General features: G+C 63.5%; 22 protein-coding genes. 16 read left to right on the top strand and 6 right to left on the bottom strand.

Features of this window, described 5'->3' with window-relative positions:
* The first annotated feature begins 74 nt into the window (after positions 1-74).
* Genes flhB through E2K99_RS10635 form a run of 5 tightly spaced genes read left to right on the top strand, consistent with a single transcriptional unit; the run spans position 75 to position 6,429 of the window.
* The gene (gene flhB / locus E2K99_RS10615; RefSeq protein WP_121039716.1) at positions 75-1,250 is read left to right on the top strand and encodes a flagellar biosynthesis protein FlhB; all 1,176 of its coding nucleotides are present in this window, start codon (positions 75-77) and stop codon (positions 1,248-1,250) included.
* A gap of 2 nt (positions 1,251-1,252) precedes the next feature.
* Entirely contained in the window at positions 1,253-3,361 is a 2,109-nt protein-coding gene (gene flhA / locus E2K99_RS10620) for a flagellar biosynthesis protein FlhA (RefSeq protein WP_039788504.1), read from the top strand.
* Positions 3,358-4,848: a flagellar biosynthesis GTPase FlhF gene (gene flhF, locus E2K99_RS10625; RefSeq protein WP_121039719.1), complete on the top strand. Its 1,491-nt coding sequence runs from the start codon at positions 3,358-3,360 to the stop codon at positions 4,846-4,848. The genes flhA and flhF overlap by 4 nt, the downstream gene beginning before the upstream one ends.
* A 34-nt stretch (positions 4,849-4,882) precedes the next feature.
* On the top strand, positions 4,883-5,686 hold the full coding sequence (locus E2K99_RS10630; RefSeq protein ID WP_034329654.1) for a MinD/ParA family ATP-binding protein: 804 nt from the start codon (positions 4,883-4,885) through the stop codon (positions 5,684-5,686).
* A 5-nt stretch (positions 5,687-5,691) separates the two neighbouring features.
* The gene (locus E2K99_RS10635) at positions 5,692-6,429 is read left to right on the top strand and encodes an RNA polymerase sigma factor FliA (protein ID WP_039788499.1); all 738 of its coding nucleotides are present in this window, start codon (positions 5,692-5,694) and stop codon (positions 6,427-6,429) included.
* 128 nt (positions 6,430-6,557) lie between these two features.
* On the opposite strand, the gene E2K99_RS10640 is transcribed toward E2K99_RS10635, so the two are convergent.
* From E2K99_RS10640 to flgA, 3 genes are all read right to left on the bottom strand, one after another.
* Positions 6,558-7,016 (bottom strand): flagella synthesis protein FlgN, encoded by a 459-nt coding sequence (locus E2K99_RS10640; protein WP_134222202.1) that lies wholly within the window; start codon positions 7,014-7,016, stop codon positions 6,558-6,560.
* Between the two features lie 31 nt (positions 7,017-7,047).
* Positions 7,048-7,362 (bottom strand): flagellar biosynthesis anti-sigma factor FlgM, encoded by a 315-nt coding sequence (flgM, locus tag E2K99_RS10645; protein ID WP_039788497.1) that lies wholly within the window; start codon positions 7,360-7,362, stop codon positions 7,048-7,050.
* Between the two features lie 213 nt (positions 7,363-7,575).
* Positions 7,576-8,313, bottom strand: coding sequence for a flagellar basal body P-ring formation chaperone FlgA (flgA, locus tag E2K99_RS10650; protein ID WP_227022625.1), 738 nt, complete (start codon positions 8,311-8,313; stop codon positions 7,576-7,578).
* Positions 8,314-8,541: 228 nt separating this feature from the next.
* On the opposite strand from flgA, the gene flgB reads away from it, so the two are divergent.
* From flgB to flgL, 11 genes are all read left to right on the top strand, one after another.
* Complete coding sequence (gene flgB / locus E2K99_RS10655) at positions 8,542-8,970, top strand: flagellar basal body rod protein FlgB (protein ID WP_039788493.1); 429 nt, start codon at positions 8,542-8,544, stop codon at positions 8,968-8,970.
* A 5-nt stretch (positions 8,971-8,975) separates the two neighbouring features.
* Positions 8,976-9,380 carry a flagellar basal body rod protein FlgC gene (gene flgC / locus E2K99_RS10660; protein WP_034329665.1) on the top strand — a complete coding sequence of 135 codons (405 nt, stop codon included), beginning with the start codon at positions 8,976-8,978 and terminating at the stop codon, positions 9,378-9,380.
* Positions 9,381-9,394: 14 nt separating this feature from the next.
* Positions 9,395-10,120 carry a flagellar hook assembly protein FlgD gene (locus E2K99_RS10665; RefSeq protein WP_039788492.1) on the top strand — a complete coding sequence of 242 codons (726 nt, stop codon included), beginning with the start codon at positions 9,395-9,397 and terminating at the stop codon, positions 10,118-10,120.
* A gap of 39 nt (positions 10,121-10,159) precedes the next feature.
* Complete coding sequence (gene flgE / locus E2K99_RS10670) at positions 10,160-11,440, top strand: flagellar hook protein FlgE (RefSeq protein ID WP_039788489.1); 1,281 nt, start codon at positions 10,160-10,162, stop codon at positions 11,438-11,440.
* A 110-nt stretch (positions 11,441-11,550) separates the two neighbouring features.
* Complete coding sequence (gene flgF, locus E2K99_RS10675; protein ID WP_134222203.1) at positions 11,551-12,288, top strand: flagellar basal-body rod protein FlgF; 738 nt, start codon at positions 11,551-11,553, stop codon at positions 12,286-12,288.
* A 65-nt stretch (positions 12,289-12,353) separates the two neighbouring features.
* A complete protein-coding gene (gene flgG / locus E2K99_RS10680; RefSeq protein ID WP_034331590.1) occupies positions 12,354-13,136 on the top strand; it encodes a flagellar basal-body rod protein FlgG in 783 nt (260 codons plus the stop codon).
* Positions 13,137-13,196: 60 nt separating this feature from the next.
* Entirely contained in the window at positions 13,197-13,856 is a 660-nt protein-coding gene (locus E2K99_RS10685) for a flagellar basal body L-ring protein FlgH (protein ID WP_034331589.1), read from the top strand.
* Positions 13,857-13,894: 38 nt separating this feature from the next.
* On the top strand, positions 13,895-15,025 hold the full coding sequence (locus E2K99_RS10690; protein ID WP_134222204.1) for a flagellar basal body P-ring protein FlgI: 1,131 nt from the start codon (positions 13,895-13,897) through the stop codon (positions 15,023-15,025).
* A 46-nt stretch (positions 15,026-15,071) separates the two neighbouring features.
* Positions 15,072-16,043: a flagellar assembly peptidoglycan hydrolase FlgJ gene (flgJ, locus tag E2K99_RS10695; protein ID WP_034331587.1), complete on the top strand. Its 972-nt coding sequence runs from the start codon at positions 15,072-15,074 to the stop codon at positions 16,041-16,043.
* Between the two features lie 145 nt (positions 16,044-16,188).
* On the top strand, positions 16,189-18,510 hold the full coding sequence (flgK, locus tag E2K99_RS10700; RefSeq protein ID WP_134222205.1) for a flagellar hook-associated protein FlgK: 2,322 nt from the start codon (positions 16,189-16,191) through the stop codon (positions 18,508-18,510).
* 20 nt (positions 18,511-18,530) lie between these two features.
* On the top strand, positions 18,531-19,664 hold the full coding sequence (gene flgL / locus E2K99_RS10705) for a flagellar hook-associated protein FlgL (RefSeq protein WP_039788484.1): 1,134 nt from the start codon (positions 18,531-18,533) through the stop codon (positions 19,662-19,664).
* A gap of 114 nt (positions 19,665-19,778) precedes the next feature.
* Here the strand turns inward: flgL and E2K99_RS10710 are convergent, their stop codons facing one another.
* Genes E2K99_RS10710 through E2K99_RS10720 form a run of 3 tightly spaced genes read right to left on the bottom strand, consistent with a single transcriptional unit; the run spans position 19,779 to position 24,377 of the window.
* Complete coding sequence (locus E2K99_RS10710) at positions 19,779-21,179, bottom strand: efflux transporter outer membrane subunit (protein WP_134222206.1); 1,401 nt, start codon at positions 21,177-21,179, stop codon at positions 19,779-19,781.
* A gap of 11 nt (positions 21,180-21,190) precedes the next feature.
* Positions 21,191-23,155, bottom strand: a complete 1,965-nt coding sequence (locus E2K99_RS10715; protein WP_134222207.1) for a MacB family efflux pump subunit — start codon at positions 23,153-23,155, stop codon at positions 21,191-21,193.
* A 7-nt stretch (positions 23,156-23,162) separates the two neighbouring features.
* Positions 23,163-24,377 carry an efflux RND transporter periplasmic adaptor subunit gene (locus tag E2K99_RS10720; protein ID WP_134222208.1) on the bottom strand — a complete coding sequence of 405 codons (1,215 nt, stop codon included), beginning with the start codon at positions 24,375-24,377 and terminating at the stop codon, positions 23,163-23,165.
* Positions 24,378-24,415: the final 38 nt, after the last annotated feature.

Raw genomic sequence — 24,415 nt, forward strand, 5'->3', positions numbered from 1 at the left:
CCTAGCCTATTGTTCTACAAATCCGTCCAGCGCCGGCGCTGGCGGAAAAGCGGTTTAGCAGGGGGATACGGCGGATGGCCGAAGACAGCGACATGGAGCGGACCGAACCCGCCACGGGCAAACGCATTGAGCGTGCCCGTGAGCAGGGGGATGTGCCGCGTTCGCGCGAATTGGCCACGACCTTGATGCTGCTGGTCGGCGGCAGCTGTGTCTGGCTTTTCAGCGGCCCCGTAGTGACCGCCCTGGATCGCATCATGGTGGCGACCCTGACCTTCGAACGGGCGGCCGCCTTCGACCCGGCGCTGCTGTTCGACATGCTCAGTGCCCATATGCTGGATGTGGCCGTTTCCATGATCCCGCTGGCCTTCCTGATGACCCTGGCCGCCATGGCCGCGCCGCTGATGCTGGGCGGCTGGCTGTTCAACGTCGATTCGCTGGCGCCCAAATTCAGCAAGCTCAATCCCATCAGCGGCTTTGCCAACATGTTCTCGATCAATTCCCTGGTCGAACTGGGCAAGGCGGTGCTCAAGACGCTGCTGGTCGGTACCGTGGCCTGGATCGCCATCCGCAGCCAGCTCGATGCCGTCATGGGCCTGGGCGTGGAATCGCTCAAGACCGCCGGTTCACATGCCGCGCAGCTGCTGTGGATCAGCTTCATCACCATGGTCTCGGCGCTGATCCTGATCGCGGCGCTGGACGTGCCTTACCAGATCTGGAATTACGGCCGCAAGCTGCGCATGACGCGCGAAGAGGTCAAGCAGGAACACAAGGAATCCGAAGGCGATCCGCACATCAAGGGCAAGATTCGCGCGATGCAGCGCGCCATGGCCCGCCGCCGCATGATGGCCGAAGTGCCGACCGCCGATGTGGTGGTGACCAACCCGACCCACTTCGCGGTCGCCCTGAAGTACACCGAAGGCAAGATGGGCGCGCCCAAGGTGGTGGCCAAGGGCGCCGACGACGTCGCCGCCAAGATTCGCGAACTGGCACGCGAGCACAAGGTGCCGTTGCTGGAAGCGCCGCCGCTGGCACGTGCGCTGCACGCCCATACCGAGATCGGCGACGAGATTCCCGAAGCGCTCTACACCGCCGTGGCCGAAGTGCTGGCCTACGTGTTCCAGTTGCGTACCTTCGGTCAGTTCGGCGGCAACCGTCCGGTGGAACCGACCGAACTGAACGTGCCCAAGGACCTTGATCCGGCCACTGCGCCCAAGAAGCCTCGCGGCCCCAAGAATAGAAACAGGCAGTAACGATGGCAACCAAACTCAATACCATGAAAATCCCGGCCTGGGTCCCGCTCAAGAGCGGCCGGGCGCTGGCGGCCCCGATCCTGATCGTCATGATGCTGGCAATGATGGTGCTGCCGCTGCCGGCTTTCATGCTGGATCTGCTGTTCAGCTTCAACATCTCGCTGTCGGTGATCGTGCTGATGACTGCGCTGTACACCGTCAAGCCGCTGGACTTCATCGCCTTCCCGGCGGTTCTGCTGGTGTCGACCATGCTGCGCCTGTCACTGAACGTGGCCTCCACCCGGGTGGTGCTGACCGAAGGCCACACCGGTCCGGATGCGGCCGGCAAGGTGATCGAAGCCTTCGGCCACTTCCTGATCGGCGGCAACTACACCGTCGGTATCGTGGTGTTCGTGATCCTGACCATCATCAACTTCATGGTGGTGACCAAGGGTGCCGGCCGTATTGCCGAAGTGGGCGCGCGCTTCACCCTGGACGCCATGCCCGGCAAGCAGATGGCGATCGACGCCGACCTCAACGCCGGCATGATCGGTGAACCCGAAGCCCGCGCCCGCCGCAAGGAAGTGGCGCAGGAATCCGAGTTCTACGGGGCCATGGACGGTGCCTCCAAGTACGTGCGCGGCGACGCCGTGGCCGGCATCATCGTGACGGTGGTCAACATCGTCGGCGGCCTGGTGGTGGGCATGGTGCAGCACGACCTGGCCTTCGATGCCGCGCTGAAGAACTACACGCTGCTGGCCATCGGTGACGGCCTGGTGGCGCAGATCCCTTCGCTGATCATCTCGACCGCCGCCGGTGTAGTGGTCTCGCGCGTGGCCAACGACCAGGACGTCGGCGGGCAGCTGATCAATCAGCTCTTCGCCAAGCCGGAAGTGCTCTACATTACCGCCGTCATCATCGGCGGCATGGGCCTGATCCCGGGCATGCCGCACATCGCCTTCCTGCTGCTGGCTGCGGCCATGGCCGGCGGTGCCTACGCCATCAGCAAGCGGGTGCAAACGGCCAAGGCCGAAGCCGCCGCGGCCACTCCGCAGGCCGCTGCCGCCGCAGCTGCGCCCTCGGAAGCGGAAGAGGCGACCTGGAACGACGTCATGCCGGTCGATACCCTGGGCCTGGAAGTCGGCTATCGCCTCATCCCGCTGGTGGACAAGGGGCAGGGTGGCGAACTGCTCAAGCGTATCAAGGGCATCCGCAAGAAATTCGCCCAGGAAGTCGGTTTCCTGTCGCCGCCGATTCACATCCGCGACAACCTGGAACTGAAGCCGTCGGCCTACCGCATCACCCTGAAGGGTGTGGAAGTGGGCAACGGCGAGGCGCATGCCGGCCAGTACCTGGCCATCAATCCGGGCATGGTGACTGGTCCGCTGCCAGGGATGATGACCTCCGATCCCGCTTTCGGCCTGCCGGCCGTGTGGATCGACAGCAGCCTGCGCGAACAGGCTTCCACCATGGGTTACACCGTGGTCGATGCCGGTACCGTGGTGGCGACGCACCTGAATCACCTCATCACCACGCATGCGGCCGAACTGCTGGGCCGCCAGGAAGTGCAGAGCCTGCTGGATCACCTGGCCAAGGAAGCCCCCAAGCTGGTGGAAGACCTGGTGCCCAAGATGCTGCCGCTGGGCACGCTGCAGAAGGTCTTGCAGAACCTCTTGCTGGAAGGCGTGCATATCCGCGATATGCGCACTATCATCGAAACATTGGCCGAACACGCCGCCCGCATTCAGGATCCGACCGACCTGACGGCGATTGTACGGATTGCGCTGGGACGCGCCATCGTGCAACAGATTTTCCCGGGCGAGAGCGAGCTGGCCGTCATGGCCCTCGATTCCAAGCTCGAACGCCTGCTCATGCAGGCACTGCAGGCCAGTGGCGACACTGGCGGCATCGAGCCGGGCCTGGCCGATTCGCTGGTGCAGCAGACCGAAATGGCGGCGCAGCGCCAGGAGCAGATGGGCCTGTCGCCCGTGTTGCTGGTCGGCGCACCGCTGCGGACCTTGCTGGCGCGCTTCCTGCGCCGCGCCATGCCGCAGTTGCGCGTGCTGTCGCACGCTGAAGTACCCGAGTCGAAAACGATTAAAGTTACCAGCCTAGTTGGAGGGCAAGCATGAACGTCAAGAAATTTATCGCCAATTCTTCTCGCGAGGCCTGGCGTCAGGTGCGCGAGGCGCTTGGCCCGGATGCCGTCATTCTCTCCAACCGCAATATTCCTGACGGGGTGGAGATCCTGGCCATGGCCAACGAGGACATGACCACCCTGGTGGCTCCGACCGGCGCGCGCGACCCCAATGCTCGCCCGCAGGCGGCCTCGCTGCAGCAGCAGTCCGGTGCGCCGAACGCACAGCAGGCCAAGCGTCCGGCGCTGCTGTCGTCGCCGCTGGCCCAGCAGCCGCCCCGCGCCGCGCGTCCCGAGCATGCGCCATTGCTGGACCAGCCGGCCCACGGCCGCGCGCCTGCGCGCCCGGTGGAGGCTGCTCCGGCCAGCGATGCCCGCGTCTGGCGCAGCCGCCGTGCGGAGCAGGCGGCCGGTGGCCGTCCGGCCTCGGCCCAGCAGGCGCAGGAATCCGGCGAACATGACCAGCGTCCACGTTCGGCCCTGCCTGAATTCGATGGCAAGGACTACGACGAAATCCTCTCCGAAGTCATGAGCGAAATCCGCTCCATGCGCGGCGTGCTGGAAACCCAGCTGGCGGAGATTTCCTGGGGCGGTACGCAGAAACGCGATCCGCTCAAGGGCGTGGTACTGAAGGAAATGCTGGCGGCCGGCTTCTCGGCCAGCCTGTCGCGCCTGATCACCGAAAACCTGCCTGCCAACTCCAAGTCGCAGGACATCATGTTCTGGGTCAAGTCGGTGCTGGCGCGCAATCTCAATACCCTGGCCAACGAAAACGAACTGCTGGAAAACGGCGGCGTCTTCGCGCTGGTCGGCCCCACTGGCGTTGGCAAGACCACCACCACCGCCAAGCTGGCGGCGCGCTGCGTGATGCGCCACGGCTCCGGCAAGCTGGCCCTGATCACGACCGACGGCTACCGTATCGGTGGTTACGAACAACTGCGCATCTACGGCAAGATCCTGGGCGTGATGGTGCACTCGGTCAAGGATGAGACCGACCTGCGCATCGCCCTGGAAGAGCTCAAGGGCAAGCACACCGTGCTGATCGACACCGCCGGTGTCGGCCAGCGCGACCAGATGGTGGCCGAGCAGGACGCCATGCTGGCCGGTGCCGGCGTGGACATCAAGCGCCTGCTGTGCCTGAATGCCACCGCCACCGGCGGTACGCTCAATGAAGTGGTACATGCCTATTCCAGCTCCGGGCTGGCCGGCTGCATCATCACCAAGCTGGACGAAGCCGCCACCATCGGCAACGTGCTGGATGTGGTGATCCGCCACAAGCTCAACCTGCATTACGTGGCCAATGGCCAGCGCGTGCCGGAAGACCTGCACGTGGCCAACAAGCTCTATCTCGCCGACCGCGCCTTCAAGCAGAAGCGCGAAACCGCCCCTTTCGAATTCCAGGAAGGTGAGTTGCCGGGTGTGATCGGTCCTACTGCCATGTCCATGAATGACCGGGGACTGCGTGAGGTGAGCTTTGGCTAGTTACGATATCGACCAGGCAGCAGGGCTGCGCCGGATGCTGGAGCGTCCGGTGCCCAGGCTGTTCACCTTCTTCTCGGTGCTGGGTGAGGAAGAGAAGAGTGCCATGCTCATCAATCTGGCGGCGTCACTGTCGCAGGCCAAGCACAGCGTGCTGGTGGTGGATGGCGACGTGGCCACAACGGGTCTGCTGACCCGCATCGGCCTGCGTCACGACGTGGCGACCCTGCAGGAAGTAGCGCGTATGGAGCGTCCGATGGCGGAAGCCACTCGGCTCCTGCCGGAAGGTTTTTCGATGGCGCGCATCGCCCGCCGCAGCGTGCCTTCGGCGACCGATCCGCATGCCGGTCGTCTGGCGGAGATCTTCGACAGCCTCATCGAGCAGGCCGAGATCACACTGGTCAATGGCGTGCTGGCACGCGACCTGTCGCTGCCGGTGCCGACCATGGAAATGGGTGAGATCGTGATCCAGGTGTCGACCACGGCCTCGTCGATCAAGTCGGCCTATGTGCTGCTGAAGAGCTTGAGTGACCGCATCGGCCGCCGTCCCTTCAGTCTCATCGTCAACGATGCCACCGAAGCCGAGGCCCGTACCGTCTACGCCAACATGGCCCAGGCGGCCAGCCGCTACCTGGCGGCGCAGCTCAATTTCATCGGCGCGATTCCGGCGGATGACCATATTCGCCGCGCCACCGGACAGGGGCGGGCGGTGATGGACGTGTTTCCCTTTGCCGGTGCCGCGCTGGCCTTCCAGCGCCTGTCCAAGCGCTTCACCGCCGGTCCGGATGCGGCCCGCAGCAGCTACGGGATGGCCACCGACGGCGCCAGTCTGGGAGTGTGACGTGCATGTATAACGTCAAGGGAAAAAAGGGCAAAAACGACGTACTGGAGCAGCATGCGCCGCTGGTCAAGAAACTGGCGCATCAGCTCAAGGCCAAGCTGCCCCCCAGCGTAGAGGTGGACGACCTGATCCAGGCCGGCATGATGGGCTTGCTCGACGCCGTCAACCGCTACGAGGAAACCCATGGCGCGCAGTTCGAGACCTACGCCGTGCAGCGTATCCGTGGGGCCATGCTGGATGAGCTGCGCAGCAGCGACTGGCTGCCGCGCAGCATCCGCCAGAATGCGCGCAAGGTGGAAGAAGCCATGCAGTCCCTGCTGCAGCAACTGGGCCGTCAGCCGCAAGAGGCGGAAGTGGCGCAGCACATGAAGATCAGCTTGGCCGAGTATCAGTCGCTGCTGACCGACTGCGGCGGGCACCAGCTGATCTATTACGAAGATTTTCACGACGACGATGGCGGCCACGAACACTTCCTGGACCGCTACCAGACCGGCGACGGCGAGGATGATCCGCTGCAGAGCCTGATCAATGGCGGTTTCCGCGAAGCCGTGGTGGATTCCATCAAGGCCTTGCCCGAGCGTGAGCAGATCCTGATGGCGCTGTACTACGAGCAGGAAATGAACCTCAAGGAAATCGGCGCCGTCATGGGCGTTTCCGAATCGCGCGTGTGCCAGTTGCACAGCCAGGCGATCTCGCGCATGCGTTCGTATCTGCGCGAGCATTCCTGGAGCGGGGTGGCCTGAGGCTGCCTGCCTTCAGGGCGCAGATCCGAGAGAGGACGCAGGACGCGTCAACGACAAAGCCCGGCAAATGCCGGGCTTTTTGTTGATGCGATCTTGCTGTGCTTCCGTGAGCGGGAAGCGGCTGAAACTTATACCACGCCCAGACGGCGTCCCGAAGACCGGATGCTGTTCTGGCCATCCGGGCCATAGAAATTGCCGGTGCCGGTCTTGCCTTGCAGGATGGTCAGGGCGCTCTGATTGATGGAAAGCTTCTTGCCGATCAGCAGGCCATTGACGCGGTTCAGTTCCTTGGCGTCCTGCGCCAGTTCGAACAGGCTGGCCCAGATCTCGCGGTCAGCGTCGCTGGCTTGCTCATTCATCCACTGTTGCATGCCGCTTTCATCTGCACTGTAGCCGAGGCTGCCCAGCAGCGCGTGGCGATTGCCGGCCAGCGTGGACATTTCAGCAACGATAGCGGCCTTTTCGGTAATGATGTCGGTCAGGCCTTCGGCGGTGGCTTCCGCCAGCAGTGCCTGTTCCTGGCTCAGTTTTTCCACCAGGCGCGACAGCGCGGCGTGTTCCAGGGACAGGTTGCTGGCCGGATTCATGCGAAAGATCCTCTGAGCGGTAAAACGGGAATCAGGCCGGGCGGGCGCTGATGAGATTCTTGACGGTATCGATCACGCCGTCGGCGATCTTGTCGGCATCGATCTGGAAAGTGCCGTTGGCGATGGCCGCTTTCAGCTTTTCCACTTTTTCGGCATTGAAACCGCCGTTTTTGGTGTCCTTGGTTTCCAGCGCCTGATAGGTGCTGGACAAGCGCACGCTGTCCGAAGCCGCTTTGGTGGCGGCCGGGTCGGTGCCCGCAGGATTGGCGGCAGTCGTGTTGCGGGTCTGCGTTTGCGTCTGCTCGGTGTTGAGGGCGGCAGATTTGAGGGCGTCGTTAACGTTCACGGCAGTATTCCTTGTAGGGTGGGGGCGCTTCGCACCCGCCTGTCGTATGGATTATCGACCAGTTCTGGGCAAACTTTAACATTCCCGCACCTGAATTAAGCTGAATTCGGGTACTTTTCTTCACATTCCTGTCTGGGCGATCCGCTGCGTTCCGCGCGGGACTTGCCCTGCGGGAAATTGCTTCATATCAATAGAGAAGCCGGGGTCGCCGGCTCAGTAGTTGATTTCCAGAATCCCGCCCGCTTTGGCAATACCGCTCACCACCTGGCCGGCCGCCGTCCGGGCCTGGGCCATCTGGCCTTCGTTGGCATTGGTCAGGGCGCGCGCTTCGGTGGAAATCTGGAAGCCCGGACCGATCGATACGACGCGTACCGCCTGGCCTTGCTGCACCACGCGCTGGTTGCGGATGGTGTCGAGGCGCAGCGGCGTACCGGCGCGCAGCGACATGTTGGCGACGCGGCCGATGACCTGTGATTCTTCGGTGATCACGCCGCTGGGCAGGGCCGACATGTCGCCGCGAATGCGCGTGATGTCGCTGGCGCTGATGGTCTGGCCCTGGGCCAGCGGGACCGCGGCGACCAGGTAATCCGAGATCACCTGCACGTTGGCGCGCAGGTAGATGGTCCAGGGGGAGGGGGCCACGCACTTGATGCCGACCGTGGTGCGGCCGAACAGGCGGCCGCCATTGGGCATGAAGGCTTGCGGTTCAAGACAGGCCGCCAGCGTCAGGCGTGCATCGGCAGGATCGATGGTGACCGTGACGCTGCCGGGCAGACCCGAGGTCTGGCTTTTCAGGAATTGCTCCGCCACTTGTTGCAAGGCTTGCAAGTCCTGCTTTTGGGGGGAGTTGGGGTCGTTCTGGGCGAGTGCAGGCGCAGTCGCCCCCAGACCGGCTGCCAGCAAGGACAGGACGGCGAAAGTGCGGCGCAGGGCGCGGAAAGCGTGTTTCATTTTGTGCAACTTGCCCGCAGGGCATAGGCGAATCTTGGCACTCATGGTACGTCGCGCGCGCGAGGTCAAAAGGGCAAACAGGGGAGGCTTTTCTCTCTTTATCGCCCCTTAGAGTTCGGGGTGCGAACGTATGATCAAGCCTACGTAATTCCATCATCGGCGCAGTCCGCAAGTGGCCCGGCAACCGGCCGGGCAGGACAGGGGGCGCTGGTACTTCCGGAGGACCTGATGGTCTCTAAGCTCGACGATTATTTCCGTTTCAACGAGATGGCGCTGAACCTGCGGTCACAGCGCCAGCAGGTGCTGGCGTCCAACATCGCCAACGCGGACACGCCCAACTACAAGGCGCGTGACGTCAACTTTGCCGACGCGCTCAAGAATGCGCTGGACAGCAAGTCCAACACGATTCCGCCGCTGCAGCTGGAGCGCACTGCTGCCACGCACGTGGCCGGCACCGCGCCCGACAACGGTCCCGGCAGCATCGGCGGCACCGCCTTGCAGTACCGCACGCCGGCGCAGGGCAGCGTGGACGGCAATACGGTCGATATGGATGTGGAGCGCAATGAATTCCTGGACAACGGCATCCGCTACGAAGCCGGCGTCACCTCCGTGAACGGCCAGATCAAGGCCATGCTGAACGCTATCCAACCGGGCTGATAAACATGTCTCTTTCCAACATCTTCAACGTCGCCGGCTCGGCCATGAGCGCCCAGGCACAGCGCCTCAACGCCACGGCCAGCAACATCGCCAACGCCGACAGTGCGACCAGCCCCGATGGCACGCCCTACAAGGCCAAGCAGGTAGTGTTCGAAGCCATTCCGGTGGGCAGCGTCAAGGACAGCGGCGTGAAAGTGGCGGCCGTGGTCGAGAATCAGGCCCCGCCCAAGCTGGTCTACGACCCCAAGCATCCCATGGCCGATGGCAATGGCTACGTCGCCATGCCCAACGTCAATCCGGTCGAGGAAATGGTCAACATGATCTCGGCCTCCCGCTCTTACCAGACCAATGTGGAAACGATGAACACGGCCAAGGCCATGCTCGTCAAGACCCTCACCATCGGCCAATAACCAGGACCTGAATCATGGCAATCGTCTCCAGTGACCTGCTCACCGCAATGAATGGGACGAGCAGCAGCTCGTCCACTACCACCAGCTCTTCCAGCCTGGACAACAACAGCCCGGATGCGATCCAGAACCGCTTCCTGACGCTGTTGATCGCGCAGATGAAGAACCAGGACCCCAGCAACCCGATGGACAATTCGCAGCTGACCACCCAGATGGCGCAGCTGTCCACGGTGTCGGGCATCAGCCAGCTGAACAATTCGCTGTCCACGCTGATGAGCAACCTCAATTCCTCGCAGGCGCTGTCGACCGCCAACATGATCGGCCACAGCGTGCTGGCCCCGGGCAACAGCATCCAGCTGACCAGCGATACCACCAAGGATGCCAGCGGTACGGAAACCACCAGCCAGAAGGCGGTGTTCGGCGTGAACCTGTCCGGTACCGCCTCCTCCGTGGTGGTCACCATCAAGGATTCCTCGGGTGCCGTGGTCCACACCACCGACCTGGGCACCCAGGCCGCCGGTGTGGTGCCGGTGATCTGGGATGGCTCCAACGACACCGGTGGCAAGGTGGCCGATGGCAATTACACCTTCACGGTCAGTGCTTCCAACAACGGGACGGCGGTCAGCGCATCGACCCTGTCCTTCGGTACCGTTTCCAGCGTCTCGACTGCGTCGGACGGCGTCAAGCTCAACGTCACCAATGTCGGCACCATCAAGCCGACCGACGTCGTGCAAATTCTTTAATCGTCATTACCGACAACATTCGGAACAAGGGGATATCTCATGAGTTTTCAGCAAGGTCTGAGCGGACTGAACGGCGCAGCCAAGAGCCTGGACGTCATCGGTAATAACGTGGCCAACGCCAGCACGGTGGGTTTCAAGCAGTCGCAGACGCAGTTTGCCGACATGTACGCCAATTCCATGAACCGTTCCGGCAATTCGCCGGTGGGTATCGGTGTGACCGTGGCCAATGTGGCGCAACAGTTCACCCAGGGCAATATCACGTCGTCCAACAACCCGCTGGATATCGCCATCAATGGTGACGGTTTCTTCCAGTTGGCCGCCAGCTCCAGCGACCTGTCGCCGATGTACGGGCGCAATGGCCAGTTCCAGCTCGACAAGAACGGCTACATCGTCAACCCCAGCATGAACGGGGCCTTCCTGATGGGTTATGCAGCCGGTGTGACCGGTGGCGATCCGGTGCGCCTGCAGATTGATACCTCCTCGATCCCGGCGACCACCACCACCACCATCAATACCAAGGTCAACCTGGATTCGCGCGTGACCGTGCCGACCACGACCACTTTCAGCGCCACCGACCCGACCTCGTACAACAACTCGACCGGCGTGACCATCTATGACAGCCTGGGCAATCCATACAGCGTCCAGACTTTCTATGTGAAGAACACGCCGACCGGCACGCCGCCGACCACTACCTGGGACGTCTACGCCACCGTCGACGGCAAGACCCTGACCACCACCTCCGGTGGTACCACGCCCCTGAAGCTGGGTTCGATGGTGTTCGATTCGACCGGTACCCTGACCTCGGGCGGTGCCATGACCATCGACCTGCGTTCGACCGGCACCAACCCCGGCATCGCCAAGGCCGGCGGCAACTTCGCCAGCACCATTGCGCTGAGCTACACCGGCTCGACCCAGACCGGTTCGGCCTTCGTCAACCTGGCGCAGAGCCAGAACGGCATGCCGCCGGGCACCCTGTCGAGCTTCTCGATCGACAAGGACGGCACCATCGTCGGTTCCTACAGCAACCAGCAGACCAAGAATCTGGGCAGCGTGGTGCTGGTCAATTTCGCCAACCCCAACGGCCTGCAGCCGCTGGGCAACAACCTGTACTCCGCCACGGCCGCCGCCGGCAGCCCGCTGGTGGGCAAGCCGACCACCGGTACCTTCGGTACCCTGCAGGCCCGTGCGGTGGAAGACTCCAACGTCGACCTGACCGCCGAGCTGGTCAACATGATCGTGGCGCAGCGTGTCTACCAGGCCAACTCGCAGACCATCAAGGTGCAGGATACCGTGCTGCAGACGCTGGTCAGCCTGCGTTAACAGGGTAATCCGGCGCGCCTTGCGGCGCGCCTGCTTCAAGGCTGCCGGCGTCGCCGGTGGCCGGTTTCAACCGGTGGTGCCAGGGATGGGTGCCACCACTAAGGGGTGATATGGATCGTCTGGTCTATACAGCGATGTCGGGCGCCAAGCACACGCTTGAGCAGCAAGCCAGCGCCAGCAACAACCTGGCCAATGCCACGACCACGGGCTTTCGTGCCCAATTGAATACCTTCCGTTCGGCTCCGGTGGTAGGGCAGGGCTTGCCGACGCGTGCTTTCGTGGTGGACTCCACTGCAGGCAATGATTTTTCGCAGGGTCCGATCCAGGACACCGGCCGTGCGCTGGATGTGGCCATTCAGGGCCGTGGCTGGATCGCGGTGCGGACCGCCGATGGCGGCGAAGCCTACACCCGCAACGGCAGCTTCAAGATCAACGAGAACGGCATCCTGCAGACCCAGAACGGCCAGTCCGTGCAGGGCGACGGCGGTCCGATCACGATTCCGCCCGATACCACCGTGGCCATCGCGGCTGACGGCACGGTGTCGTCGATCCCGACCAACGGCATCCCCAATGCGGTCAACGTGCTGGGCCGCATCAAGCTGGTCAACCCGGACGAGAAGAACCTGAAACGCGGCGACGACGGCCTGTTCCGCACCATCACCGGTGCCGCCCAGCCCGACGCCAATGTGCGCCTGGCCAGCGGTGCGGTCGAAGGCAGCAACGTGAACGTGGTGGAAGCGATGGTCAACATGATCAACCTGTCGCGCCAGTTCGAAATGAACATGAAAGTGATCCAGACCGCCGAAAGTGATTCCACCAAGGCGACCACGATCCTGTCGCTGTCTTGATGCTGCCCACGCACCTGACCTTACCGATGCACCCGCAGCGCAAGCGCTGATTACCGGAGAAACAAATGATTCGTTCCCTGTGGATTTCCAAGACCGGCCTGGATGCGCAACAGACGCAACTGGACGTGATCTCCAACAACCTGGCCAACGTCAGCACCAACGGTTTCAAGCGTTCGCGCGCCGTGTTCGAAGACCTGCTGTACCAGACCGTGCGCCAGCCCGGTGCCCAGTCCTCGCAGCAGACGCAATTGCCCTCGGGCCTGCAGATCGGTACCGGCGTGCGTCCGGTCGCCACCGAACGTATCTTCACCCAAGGCAACGTCAACCAGACCAACAATGACAAGGATCTGGCGATCCAGGGCAACGGCTTCTTCCAGATCCTGCTGCCGGACGGCACCACCGCCTATACCCGCGACGGTTCCTTCCAGACCGACAGCCAGGGCCAGATGGTGACCTCCAGCGGCTACACCCTGCAGCCGCCAATCACCATTCCGCTCAACACCACCAAGCTGACCGTGGGCCGTGACGGTACCGTGTCGATCATGCAGGCCGGTTCGACCGCCACCACGCAGATCGGCACCATCCAGGTCGCCACCTTCATCAACCCGGCTGGTCTGGAAAGCCGTGGCGAAAACCTGTACGTGGAAACCGCCGCTTCCGGTACCCCGAACCCGAACACCCCGGGCACCAACGGTGCCGGTGCGCTGTGGCAGGGTTACGTGGAAACCTCCAACGTGAACGTGGTGGAAGAACTGGTCAACATGATCCAGACCCAGCGCGCCTACGAAATCAACAGCAAGGCCATCACCACTTCCGACCAGATGCTGGCCAAGATTTCGCAGCTGTAATGCAGTCGTGCAGTGGTTTTTGAACAAGGCAGTCGGTAGCAGAAGAAGGACGAGGCAATGATGAAGAGCATGCTGAAATTGGCCACCATCGCGGGCGTGTTGAGCGTGAGCGCCTGCACCACCGTGCCGGACAGTATCGTGACCGGGCCCAAGACGGCGCGTCCGCAACCGGCTTCCTATGCGCCGCCGACCTCGGGCGCGATCTTCCAGTCGGCGGTCTACCGGCCGTTGCTGGAAGACCGTCGCGCGCGCCTGGTGGGTGACACCATCACCATCGTCATCAACGAAAAGACCAGTGCCGGCAAGTCCGCCGGCAGCTCTGCCAGCAAGACGGGCGCGGTGGCCTCGCCGGCACCGACCATTTTTGGCACGTCCATCAAGGAGCTGTCAGCGTCCGGCAGTTCGTCCTCCAAATTCGAGGACAAGGGCGCCACCAGCTCCAGCAACACCTTCACCGGCACCATCGGCGTGACCGTGGTGGAGGTGCTGCCCAACGGCAACCTGGTGGTCTCTGGTGAAAAGCAGGTAGCGTTGGACAAGGGCGTGGAGTACGTGCGCTTCTCCGGCACCGTCAGCCCCGACAACATCCAGACCGGCAACACCGTTTCGTCCACCCTGGTGGCTGACGCCAAGGTCGAATACCGTACCAATACCCGCGTCGACATGGCTGACTTCATGTCGTCGCTGGGCCGTTTCTTCTTCAGCGTTTCTCCTTTCTGATGTGGAGTAGTGCAATGACCCGGAAAGGATTTTTCGCCATGGACATGATCAGGATGGGCGGCAAGCTCCTGTCGGCTGCTGCCGTGGCCGCACTGTGCGTGGCCGCTGCCGCGCCGGCCCACGCCGAGCGACTCAAGGACCTGGCCAGCATCCAGGGCGTGCGTCAGAACCAGCTGGTTGGCTATGGACTGGTCGTGGGCCTCGATGGCAGCGGTGACCAGACCACACAGACCCCCTTTACGGTGCAGAGCGTCATCAGCATGCTGCAGCAGTTGGGTGTGAACGTGCCTACCGGCACCAGCAGCAACATGCAGCTGAAGAACGTGGCGGCGGCGATGGTGACGGCTACTTTGCCGGCCTTCGCGCAGCCGGGCCAACTGATTGACGTGACCGTTTCTTCCATCGGCAACGCCAAGAGCATTCGCGGCGGCACGCTGCTGATGGCTCCCCTGAAGGGTGCGGACGGCCAGATCTATGCCATCGCCCAGGGCAACATCGTGGTCGGCGGTGCCGGTGGTTCGGCTGCCGGCAGCAGCACCGTCATCAACCAGCTGTCGGCAGGCCGCATCTCGGGCGGTGCGACCGTGGAACGGGCGGTGCCCAGTTCCCTCGGTGGCGGCGACATGGTGATGCTGGAACTGAACGACAATGATTTCTCGACCGCCAGCCGGGTGGTCGATGCGCTGAACAAGCGTTTTGGCAGTGATACCGCCGTGGCTCAGGATGGCCGCGTGATCCGGGTGCGCGCACCGATCTCCAGCGGCGACCGCGTGGCCTTCCTTGGTGCGCTCGAAAACGTCGATGTCACCCCCGGCAAGCTGGCCGCCAAGGTGATCCTGAATGCACGTACCGGCTCGGTGGTGATGAACCAGAGCGTGATGCTCGATACCTGCGCGGTCTCGCACGGCAACCTGTCGGTGGTGATCCAGGCCGACAATGCCGTCAGCCAGCCCAATGCCCTGGCCGGTGGCCAGACCGCGGGCGTGCAGAATGCCCAGGTCTCGATCAACAAGGAGCCGGGCAAGGTCATGCTGTTGAAGGGCGGGGCCTCGCTGTCCGATGTGGTCAAGGCGCTCAATGCCATCGGTGCCACGCCGCAGGACTTGCTGGCCATCCTGCAGGCCATGAAGGCGGCCGGTTCGCTGCGCGCAGAACTCGAAGTGATCTGACGCTCCGGACTGATCCGACACCCAACGCTTTCCTCCAAGGTAATCCATGCTCAACAAGATCAACCCATCCAATCCGACCGAGGGACTTGCCGTCGATGCGAATGGGCTGAACGGCCTGCGTGAGGCTGCCAAGCAGAACACGCCGGAGTCCGTCAAGGGCGCAGCCAAGCAATTCGAGGCGCTGTTCCTGAACATGGTGATGAAGAGCATGCGGGATGCCACCCCGCAGAACGGCCCGTTCGACAACGAACAGACCAAGATGTTTACCTCCATGCTGGACCAGCAGCTGAGCCAGAGCCTGGCCCAGCGCGGCGTGGGCCTGGCTGACGTGCTGACGCGCCAGCTCTCGGCCTCGCTGCCCAAGAAACTGCCGGACGCGCAAGACCTGGAAGGCAATCCCTTGCCGGGCGAGGAGGGCCTGCCGATGGGCATTCCGCTGGTCAAGGACATGAGCGATGCCGACCGCGCCAAGTTCATCCAGAGCTTCGCCAGCCAGCAGGCGGCGGAGAGTACGGACCAGGATGGCCGCAACAAGCAGCGCCGCAATTCCAACAAGCCGGCCCACGTCGAAGCCTTCCAGAACCGCCTGCAGGCCGACGCCGAAATGGCCAGCAAGATGACCGGCATTCCGGCCAAGTTCATGCTGGCGCAGGCCGCGCTGGAGACCGGCTGGGGCAAGAAGGAAATCGTCACGCGCGATGGCCGCTCGGCGCACAACCTGTTCGGCATCAAGGCCACCGGCAACTGGACGGGCAAGGTGGTCGAGGCCACCACCATCGAATACATCAACGGCAAACCGCAGAAGCGCGTGGAGAAATTCCGCGCCTATGATTCCTATGCGGATGCCTTCAAGGATTACGCCAACTTGCTGCGCAGCAATCCGCGCTACGAGAAGGTACTGGCCAGCGCCCAGGATGCCCACGGCTTCGCCTATGGGCTGCAGCGCGCCGGCTATGCGACCGATCCGCACTATGCGGAGAAGCTTTCGCGCATCATCCGCCAGTCGCTCTCGGCCTGATTTTTCAGCGCCGCAGGGCGTGTCCGGGCGGCAAGCTCATCGGTTCCGGCCGGAAACAAATTTGGCCCGGACCCTCTAAAGTTTTGGTCAATCCTGCCGTTGACTTGGTTATTCCGCTAAAAGCTTTCAGGGACGACAACCTAGCATGGCAACTAACATCTTCAGTATCGGGCAAAGCGCGTTGCAGGCGGCCATGGCGGCGCAGGCCACCACCAGCCACAACATCTCCAACGCCACCACTCCCGGCTACAACCGCCAGGAAGTCGTGCAAAGCTCGGCCGGCGGCATCAATTACGGTTACGGTTTCGTTGGGCAGGGCACCCAGGTCACCGAGATCAAGCGCATCTACAACGACTTCCTGACCAAGCAGGCGCTGGCCTCGCAGAGTTCGGCCAGTTCGCTGGATTCGTACTACTCCCAGATCTCGCAGATCAACAACATGGTGGCCGACACCAAGGCCGGCCTGTCGCCCGCGCTGCAGGATTTCTTTGCGGCGGTCCAGAACCTGGCCTCCAACCCGAATACCCAGGCTTCGCGCCAGTCGGTGCTGTCGCAGGCGTCGACCCTGGTGGCGCGCGTCTCCAGCATCAATGACCAGCTGGCCCAGAGCAGCGCCAGCGTCAACAGCCAGATCACCTCCACGGTGACCAGCATCAATTCCTATGCCCAGCAGATCGCCAAGCTGAACCAGGCGATCGTCAATGCCAACGGCACCGGTGGCGGCCAGCCGCCCAACGATCTGCTGGACCAGCGCGACCAGCTGGTGTCCGAGCTGAACAAGTACGTCAAGATCACCACCGTGCCGCAGGATACCGGCGCGGTGAGCGTGTTCATCGGCACCGGCCAGGCGCTGGTGACGGGCGACCAGATCACCCAGATGGTGGTGACCAATTCGCCTACCGACGTCTCGCGTCTGCAGATCGGCCAGGTCACGTCTGGTGGCGGTACGGTCACGATCCCCGACAGCTTCTTCTACGATGGCGGCAGCCTGGGCGGTTTGCTCAAGTACCGCACGGAAACGCTGGATCCGACCCAGAATGCCCTGGGCCGCATCGCCATCGCCATGGGCACGGCCTTCAACCAGCAGCAGCAGTTGGGCCTGGACCAGAACGGCAATGCCGGCACGGCCATGTTCAACGTCAGCTCGCCCAACCTGATCGGTTTCCCCGGCAACACCGGGACCACCAACCTGACGGCGACCATCAGCGATCCGTCGGCGCTGAGCACCAGCGACTACACGCTGAGCTATGACGGTACGAACTACACCTTCACCCGCCTGTCGGACAACACCAAGACCGTCAAGGCGGCCACCGCCTTCCCGGTCACGCTCGATGGCGTGACCTACTCCAACGGTGCGACCCCGGGCGGTGCGCCGACCATGGCCAGCGGCAACACCTACAAGATCCAGCCGACCGCCAATGGCGCAGCGGCCTTCTCGCTGGCGCTCAACAATACCCAGTTGCTGGCCACGGCCGCCCCGATCACCACCGCGATCAACGCCACCAACAACGTCAATGCCAGCACGCCGGGCACCAATACCGGCAATGCGATCATCTCCAACACCTCGCTGGATCCGACCACCTTCAAGCAGGGCTCCTCGGTCGCCTTCACGGCTTCGCTGAGCGGCACCCAGGTGCAATTGACGGCGGCCTGGACCGGGGCAACGCCGGCACCAGCGGTGACCTATACCAATCCGGACGGCACCACCGGTTCGGTGGCAGCCGGCACGGCGTTCAACTACACGCCGGGCATGACCATCAGCAGCGGTGGCGTGACTTACTCCCTGACCGGCACACCGTCGGCCGGCGACAAGTTCAACTTCGCTCCGGTGGCGGCCAACAAGGGCACGGCGACGATCAACACCGGTTCGGTCACGGCGGCGTACCTGACCACCACCACGCCGCTGACCAAGCCGACCACGCTGACCTACAACACCGCGGCCACGCCGCCGGCGTTCACCATTTCGCCGGCCGTGCCTGCCGGTGGCGGCACCATCACCCACCAGGATGGCACCACCACCGCCATCGCGGGCGGTGCCACCAGCCTGGCCTATACCGCTGGCGACACCTACGAGATCAGCGGCGTCAAGTTCAAGATTTCGGGCCAGCCGTCCAATGGCGACCAGTTCACCATTGCCGCCAACACCAGCGCCGCGTCGGACAACCGCAACGCGCTGGCCATGGCCAACCTGCAGACGGCCAACACCATCAATGGCACCAGCTTCCAGGGTTCCTACTCGCAGCTGGTGGCCACCATCGGCAACAAGACCAACGAGATCAACGTCACCAACACGGCCGAGAAGACGCGCCTGACGGCGATCCAGGCCCAGCAGCAATCCGAGTCCGGGGTCAACCAGGACGAGGAACTGGCGCAGATGATCAAGAACCAGCAGCAGTACCAGGCTGCGGCCAAGATCATCCAGGCCGCCAGCGACATGATCAATGTCCTGCTCACCCTGGGCGGTTAATCAGTTAAAGGAAGACGACCATGCGTATTAGCACCCAGATGCTCTATCAGTCGAGCAACAATGACCTGACCAGCATGCAGAGCCAGATCCTGAAGCTGACGCAGCAGGTGACGGCGCAGCAGAAGGTGTTGCTGCCCTCGGATGACCCGGTGGCCGCCGCCCGCGCCCTGGACATGACCCAGACCTCGGCCCTCAACGACCAGTACAAGACCAATCGCCAGAACGCCAACAGCGCGCTGTCGACCGTGCAGGGAACCCTGGACAGCCTGACCAACATGCTGACCAAGCTGAAATCCAACGTCATCACGGCCGGCAATGCCTCCTACTCGAACGCCGAGCGCATCAACATGGCGTCCGAGATCAAGGGCAACCTCAACGAAGTGCTGGGCTATGCCAATGCCCAAGACGGGCAGGGCAATTACATCTTCTCCGGCTTCAAGAGCACGACGCAGCCCTTCACGCTGGATGGTACCGGCGGCGTGGTCTACAACGGCGACCAGGGGGCCATGACGCTGCAGGTGGATTCGACCCGCCAGATGGATATCAGCGCCTCGGGCCAGACGGTGTTCCAGGGCAACGGCCAGGACATCTTCAAGACCATGACCAACCTGATCAACGTCTTGTCGGTGCCGGTGACCGAAGCCGCCAACAAGGCCGATGACACGGCCGCCAACAACTACGTCTATCCCGCCGGCAGCGGCCAGACCCCGATCGCCGCCTACAAGGCGGCCCAGGCGACCCTGGATGCCATGAAGCCGGACGATCCGGGCTACCAGGCGCAATTCACCTCGACCGCCGCGCTCAAGCTGCAATCGGATGCGGCCAATGCGGCACGTACCCCGGTGGTCGGCAGCCAGGCGGCACTGGCACGCAACCTGGCGCAGTTCAATACCCAGATCGACTCGATTTCCAGCAGCGTGTCCACCGTCAAGGCATCCATCGGCGCGCGCCAGAACGAGCTGGACAACCTCGACGCCGCCGGTGAAGTCAACAAGGAAAACTACACCCAGACCATCAACAACCTGCTGGGCCGCAACCTGTCCGATACCAGCGAGCTGATCAGCGACCTGACGCTCAAGCAGACCTATCTGTCGGCAGCGCAGAAGGTGTTCGTCACCACCAGTGGCCTGACTTTGCTGAATTACCTGAAATAATGAATTTACTTTCACAGCGACGGCGTTCCAGGCCGATCGCCGTGAAGGAAAATGCAAAAAAGGCGAACCCGCGGGTTCGCCTTTTTGTTTGCCGCAGACACAAACCGTCGCCGTTCATTGCGGCGGAGTGGCACGGGCATCGCCGCCCAGGGCCTGGTACAGCGTCATCTGGTTTTTCAGCTGGTTCAGGCGGACCTGCGCCAGCGTGTTCTCGGCGTTGCGGCGTTTGTCCTGCTGATCCAGCCAGGATTGCAAGGTCACCGAGCCTGCCCGGTAACGCAGTTCGTAGAGCTGTTCGGCTGCCCGTGCCACCTCGACGTTGCGCGCCAGCAGCGCCTGCTGCCGGGCATATTGCGTGCGCGCCGAAAGGGCGTTCTCGACGTCGCTGAAGGCGGCGTACAGGGTCTGGCGGAACTGGGTCACGGCGCTCTCATAGTCGGCCTGCGAGACCTTGATCTGCAGCTTCATCTGGGTCTGCTGCAAAAACGGCAGGCTCAACTGCGCCGCCAGCGAGGCCACCGGATTCTGCACCAGGCGCAGCAAGGCGTCGCTGCTGGTCCCCAGCGACCCGGTCAGGCTCAGCTTCGGATAGAAGCTGGCGCGCGTCAGGTCGACGTTGGCCAGCGACTCGCGCAAGCGCAATTCGGCCGCCTGCAGATCGGGACGCCGCGCCAGCAGCTCGGCCGGCAGGCCCGCCTCCAGCCCCGGCAGCGGCTGCTCCGGCAGCGCCTGAGGCAGGCTGCGGCGCTGGCCGGGCGGACTGTCGAACAGGATGGCCAGGGCATTGTCATTTTCCACCTGCTGCTGCACCAGTTCGGTATAGCTGGCTTGCTGGCTGAGCAGGTTCTGCTGTGCGGTCAGCACATCCACTGACGACACCGCCCCTGCGCGGTACTGGGTATTGATCAGGTCCAAGGTCTTCTGCGCATAGGCGATGCTCTGCTGGGCAGTGCGCAGCCGCTGGTTCAGGTAGGCACCGGTCCAGTACAAGTTGGCGGTGGTGCCGACCAGCGAGAGCGCCGTGGCCGCGCGGTCTTGCTCGGTGGCCAGGACTTCCCAGCGGGCCACGTCGTAGTTGGCACCCAGCCGGCCCCACAGGTCGACTTCATAGGACAGGCTCAGCGAGTTCTGGCTGCTGCGGGCAGTCTGGCGATTGCCATCGAGCGCCTTGCTGGCGGTGCTGCCCACTTGTCCGCTGAGCGCCGGGACGAAGGCATCATTGGCGATCCCGGCCTGCAACTGGGCGCGCCGGACCTTGATGGTCGCCAGCGCCAGGTTGTTGTTCTTGCGCAGGACCTCATCGATCAGGCCGCTGAGGGTCTCATCGCCGAAGCCTTGCCACCAGCGGCTGGCGTTGACGGCAGCGGCCGGGTCGCGTTGTTGCCAGGCGGCCGGGGTCTGGGTCACTGGTGCGGTGTAGGGCGTGCGCACCAGCGAACTGCAGCCGCCCAGCAGGGCCAGCGCCAGCAACAGCGCGAGGCGGGAAGGAGGAGGAAAGGACAGGAACTTGGACATGACGGGCAATTTCATTCGCGGGCGAGGGCATCCACCGGATTGAGGCGCGCAGCATTGCGCGCCGGCAGGAAGCCGAACACCACGCCGATCAGGGTAGAGCAGGCGAAGGCACTGACGATGGAGGCAGTGGAATAGATCAGGTGGAAGCTGCTGACGAAGTGCGCAAACACCGCCCCGAAGGACAGCGCCAGCAGCACGCCCAGCAAGCCGCCGGCCAGGCAGACCAGTACCGCTTCGATCAGGAACTGCTGCATGATGTCGCCCTGGCGCGCGCCTACGGCCATGCGCACGCCGATCTCGCGGGTACGCTCTGTGACCGAGACCAGCATGATGTTCATCACGCCGATGCCACCGACCACCAGCGAGATCAGCGCAATCATCGACACCAGCAGGGTCAGCGTGGCCGTGGCCTTTTCGATGGTCTGGCGGATGCTGTCGGTGTTGAAGATGTAGAAGTCCTTGGTGCGATGGCGCAGCGTCATCAGCTGGGTGATGCCTTGCTCCGCTGCCGCGCTGGGGACCTTGTCGCTGACCCGCACGGTGATGCCGCTCAGGTAGCGCTGGCCGATTACGCGCGTCATGGCGGTGGTATAGGGCACCCAGACGTTGAGCGAACTGTTGTTGCCAAATCCGTTCTCGCGCTTCTGCGTCACGCCGATCACCCGGCACGGCACGCTGCCGAGGAAGATCACTTCACCCAGCGCATTGCCGCCGTTGGGAAAGAGCTTCTTGTAGGTATTGGCATCGATCACCACTTCCTGCGCCTGGCGGCGGATGCTGTCGTTGTCGAAGCTCATGCCCTGTGCCATCTTCAGTCCGCGCACGCGGAAATACTGTTCACCTACGCCATTGATGGTGGCCGTGACCGAGATGTTGCCGTAGCGCGCCGAGGAGGCTGTGGACACGCTGGGCGTGACGCTGTCCACGTAATTCTGTTCAGCCAGGGCGGCGGCATCGGCTGGCGTGAGGGTGCGGATGGCGGCAGACTTCATGTCGCCGAAATCGGTGCCGGGGAAGATGTCGATGGTATTGGTACCCATGGAGCTGATATCGGACAGGATCTGTTCGCGCGAGCCACTGCCCAAGGCCACGACCGAGACCACCGAGGCGATGCCGATGATGATCCCCAGCATGGTCAGGAAGCTGCGCAGGCGATGTGCGTTCATCGCCAGCAGCGACATGCGCAGCGCTTCCTTGAAACGGTCCAGCGCGGCGCGCCAGGCGCTGGCTTGCCGGTGTTGCTGGCGCTCCTGCTTGATGATGCCGCTCACCGCTGCCGCCTCGGGCGCGCTGTTGCGGCGATCCGCGATGATCAGGCCATCCTTGATCTCGATGATGCGCTGGGCATTGCTGGCCACCTGCATGTCGTGGGTGACGATGATGATGGTGTGGCCTTCGGCGTGCAATTCCTTGAGGATGTTCATCACCTCGTGGCCGCTGTGGCTGTCCAGCGCGCCGGTGGGTTCGTCGGCCAGGATCACGTCGCCGCCGTTCATCAGCGCGCGCGCAATCGACACACGCTGCTGCTGGCCGCCCGAGAGCTGGCCGGGCTTGTGGTGGCCACGGTCGGCCAGGCCGAGGCGCGCCAGCAACTGGGCGGCGCGCTGGCGGCGCTGCGCCGCTTCCTGGCCGGCATAGACGGCGGGCACTTCCACGTTGGCGGTGGCGTCCAGGTCCGACAGCAGGTGATAGCGCTGGAAGATGAAACCGAAATGCTCGCGCCGCAGCTGTGCCAGTTCGTCCGGGGCCAGCTTGCCGGTCTCGCGTCCGGCGACCAGGTAGCTGCCGGCGCTGGGCTTGTCGAGGCAGCCAAGGATGTTCATCAGCGTCGACTTGCCCGAACCGGAGGCCCCGACGATGGCGACCATTTCGCCGGCGGCGATGTCGAGGTTGACGTCGTTGAGCACGGTGATGGTGTCATCCCCGGCCGGGAAGTCGCGGCGCAGTGCGCGCAGTTGCAGCAATGGCGTCGTCATGGCCACCTTACATGCGCGGCGGCGGACCGCGATGTTCGCTGCTGCTGTCCGCCGTGCCCGGTACGGCGGTGCCGGTGACGACGCGCTCGCCGGCCTTCAGTCCTTCGATGATCTGCACCTGGGCATTGGTATTGATGCCGGTGCGCACCCGGCGCTCCTGCGCCAGGCCTTGCGCATCCAGTACGCGCACGGTGTAGCGGCCCTGGGCATCCTTCGCACCCAGCGCCGTGGAGGGCACCACCAGCGCGTCCTTGGCCTCGGAGAGCACGATGTTGACCTGGGTGGTCATCGAGATGCGCAGCTTGCCATCGGGATTGGGCTGGTCCAGCAGGCCGTTGTAGTAGATCGCCGTCGAGCTGGAACTGCTGGTGGTAGTGCTGGTGGTGCTGGTGGTGGTGTCATCCTGCAGGATCGAATCCGGTGCCGGTTCGATGGCGCGCAGGGTGGTGCGGTAGCGATGCTCGGGGTCGCCGAGGATGGTGAAGTACACCGGCAGGCCGGGCTTGACGCGTACCACGTCGGCTTCCGAGATCTGCGCCTTGATGGTGACCGTATCCATGCGTGCCACCTTGATGATGGTCGGGGTGGACTGGTTGGCGTTCACGGTCTGGCCTTCCTGGGCCACGATGGCTACCACTTCGCCATCGATGGGGGCGGTGATGCGGGTGTAGCCCAGGTTCAGGCGGGCGGTGTCAACCTTGATGGCACCGTCCTTGATCTGCGCCTGCAGGGCGGCGATGTCGGCACGGGTGGAGTTGAGGGTGGCTTCGGCCGTCTCGAAGTTCTCGCGCGAGCTGGCGTCGCCGGCCAGCATCATCTGCTGGCGCGCATAGGCCAGTTGCGCCTGTTTCAGCGTGGCTTCCTTGGCGCGCAGCTGGGCCTGCAGGTTCTGCAGCGAATATTCGGCGCTGGCCAGGGCATTGGCCTGGGTCAGGGAATCGATCTCGGCCACCAGTTGGCCCTTCTTGACACGCTCGCCCAGCGCCACCTTGAGCGATTTGATCTGGCCCGACACCTGCGCGCCCACGCTGACCTGCTTGTAGGCCTTGACGGTGCCGCTGGCCAGGACCACGTCCTGGATATCGGCCACGGACGCGGTGGCGGTCAGGTAGCTGGGCGGCGCTGGCGGCGTGAGTGCGCGATGCACGAGGTAGCCCCCGGCCAGCAGGACGGCGAGACTCAGGAGCAGGATCTTGGGGCGGCGGAAGTAGGCGATATTCATGCGAGAAAATGAGGGACGGCCACAGGGTCGGCCGGACG

It is taken from the genome of Herbaspirillum huttiense (assembly GCF_004367745.1).
GTDB lineage: Bacteria > Pseudomonadota > Gammaproteobacteria > Burkholderiales > Burkholderiaceae_D > Herbaspirillum > Herbaspirillum huttiense.

Coding starts and splice junctions, on each gene's coding strand:
- flhB (WP_121039716.1), top strand. CDS start 75: ATGGCCGAAGACAGCGACATGGAGCGGACCGAACCCGCCACGGGCAAA.
- flhA (WP_039788504.1), top strand. CDS start 1,253: ATGGCAACCAAACTCAATACCATGAAAATCCCGGCCTGGGTCCCGCTC.
- flhF (WP_121039719.1), top strand. CDS start 3,358: ATGAACGTCAAGAAATTTATCGCCAATTCTTCTCGCGAGGCCTGGCGT.
- E2K99_RS10630 (WP_034329654.1), top strand. CDS start 4,883: ATGCTGGAGCGTCCGGTGCCCAGGCTGTTCACCTTCTTCTCGGTGCTG.
- E2K99_RS10635 (WP_039788499.1), top strand. CDS start 5,692: ATGTATAACGTCAAGGGAAAAAAGGGCAAAAACGACGTACTGGAGCAG.
- E2K99_RS10640 (WP_134222202.1), bottom strand. CDS start 7,016: ATGAATCCGGCCAGCAACCTGTCCCTGGAACACGCCGCGCTGTCGCGC.
- flgA (WP_227022625.1), bottom strand. CDS start 8,313: ATGAAACACGCTTTCCGCGCCCTGCGCCGCACTTTCGCCGTCCTGTCC.
- flgB (WP_039788493.1), top strand. CDS start 8,542: ATGGTCTCTAAGCTCGACGATTATTTCCGTTTCAACGAGATGGCGCTG.
- flgC (WP_034329665.1), top strand. CDS start 8,976: ATGTCTCTTTCCAACATCTTCAACGTCGCCGGCTCGGCCATGAGCGCC.
- E2K99_RS10665 (WP_039788492.1), top strand. CDS start 9,395: ATGGCAATCGTCTCCAGTGACCTGCTCACCGCAATGAATGGGACGAGC.
- flgE (WP_039788489.1), top strand. CDS start 10,160: ATGAGTTTTCAGCAAGGTCTGAGCGGACTGAACGGCGCAGCCAAGAGC.
- flgF (WP_134222203.1), top strand. CDS start 11,551: ATGGATCGTCTGGTCTATACAGCGATGTCGGGCGCCAAGCACACGCTT.
- flgG (WP_034331590.1), top strand. CDS start 12,354: ATGATTCGTTCCCTGTGGATTTCCAAGACCGGCCTGGATGCGCAACAG.
- E2K99_RS10685 (WP_034331589.1), top strand. CDS start 13,197: ATGAAGAGCATGCTGAAATTGGCCACCATCGCGGGCGTGTTGAGCGTG.
- E2K99_RS10690 (WP_134222204.1), top strand. CDS start 13,895: ATGGACATGATCAGGATGGGCGGCAAGCTCCTGTCGGCTGCTGCCGTG.
- flgJ (WP_034331587.1), top strand. CDS start 15,072: ATGCTCAACAAGATCAACCCATCCAATCCGACCGAGGGACTTGCCGTC.
- flgK (WP_134222205.1), top strand. CDS start 16,189: ATGGCAACTAACATCTTCAGTATCGGGCAAAGCGCGTTGCAGGCGGCC.
- flgL (WP_039788484.1), top strand. CDS start 18,531: ATGCGTATTAGCACCCAGATGCTCTATCAGTCGAGCAACAATGACCTG.
- E2K99_RS10710 (WP_134222206.1), bottom strand. CDS start 21,179: ATGTCCAAGTTCCTGTCCTTTCCTCCTCCTTCCCGCCTCGCGCTGTTG.
- E2K99_RS10715 (WP_134222207.1), bottom strand. CDS start 23,155: ATGACGACGCCATTGCTGCAACTGCGCGCACTGCGCCGCGACTTCCCG.
- E2K99_RS10720 (WP_134222208.1), bottom strand. CDS start 24,377: ATGAATATCGCCTACTTCCGCCGCCCCAAGATCCTGCTCCTGAGTCTC.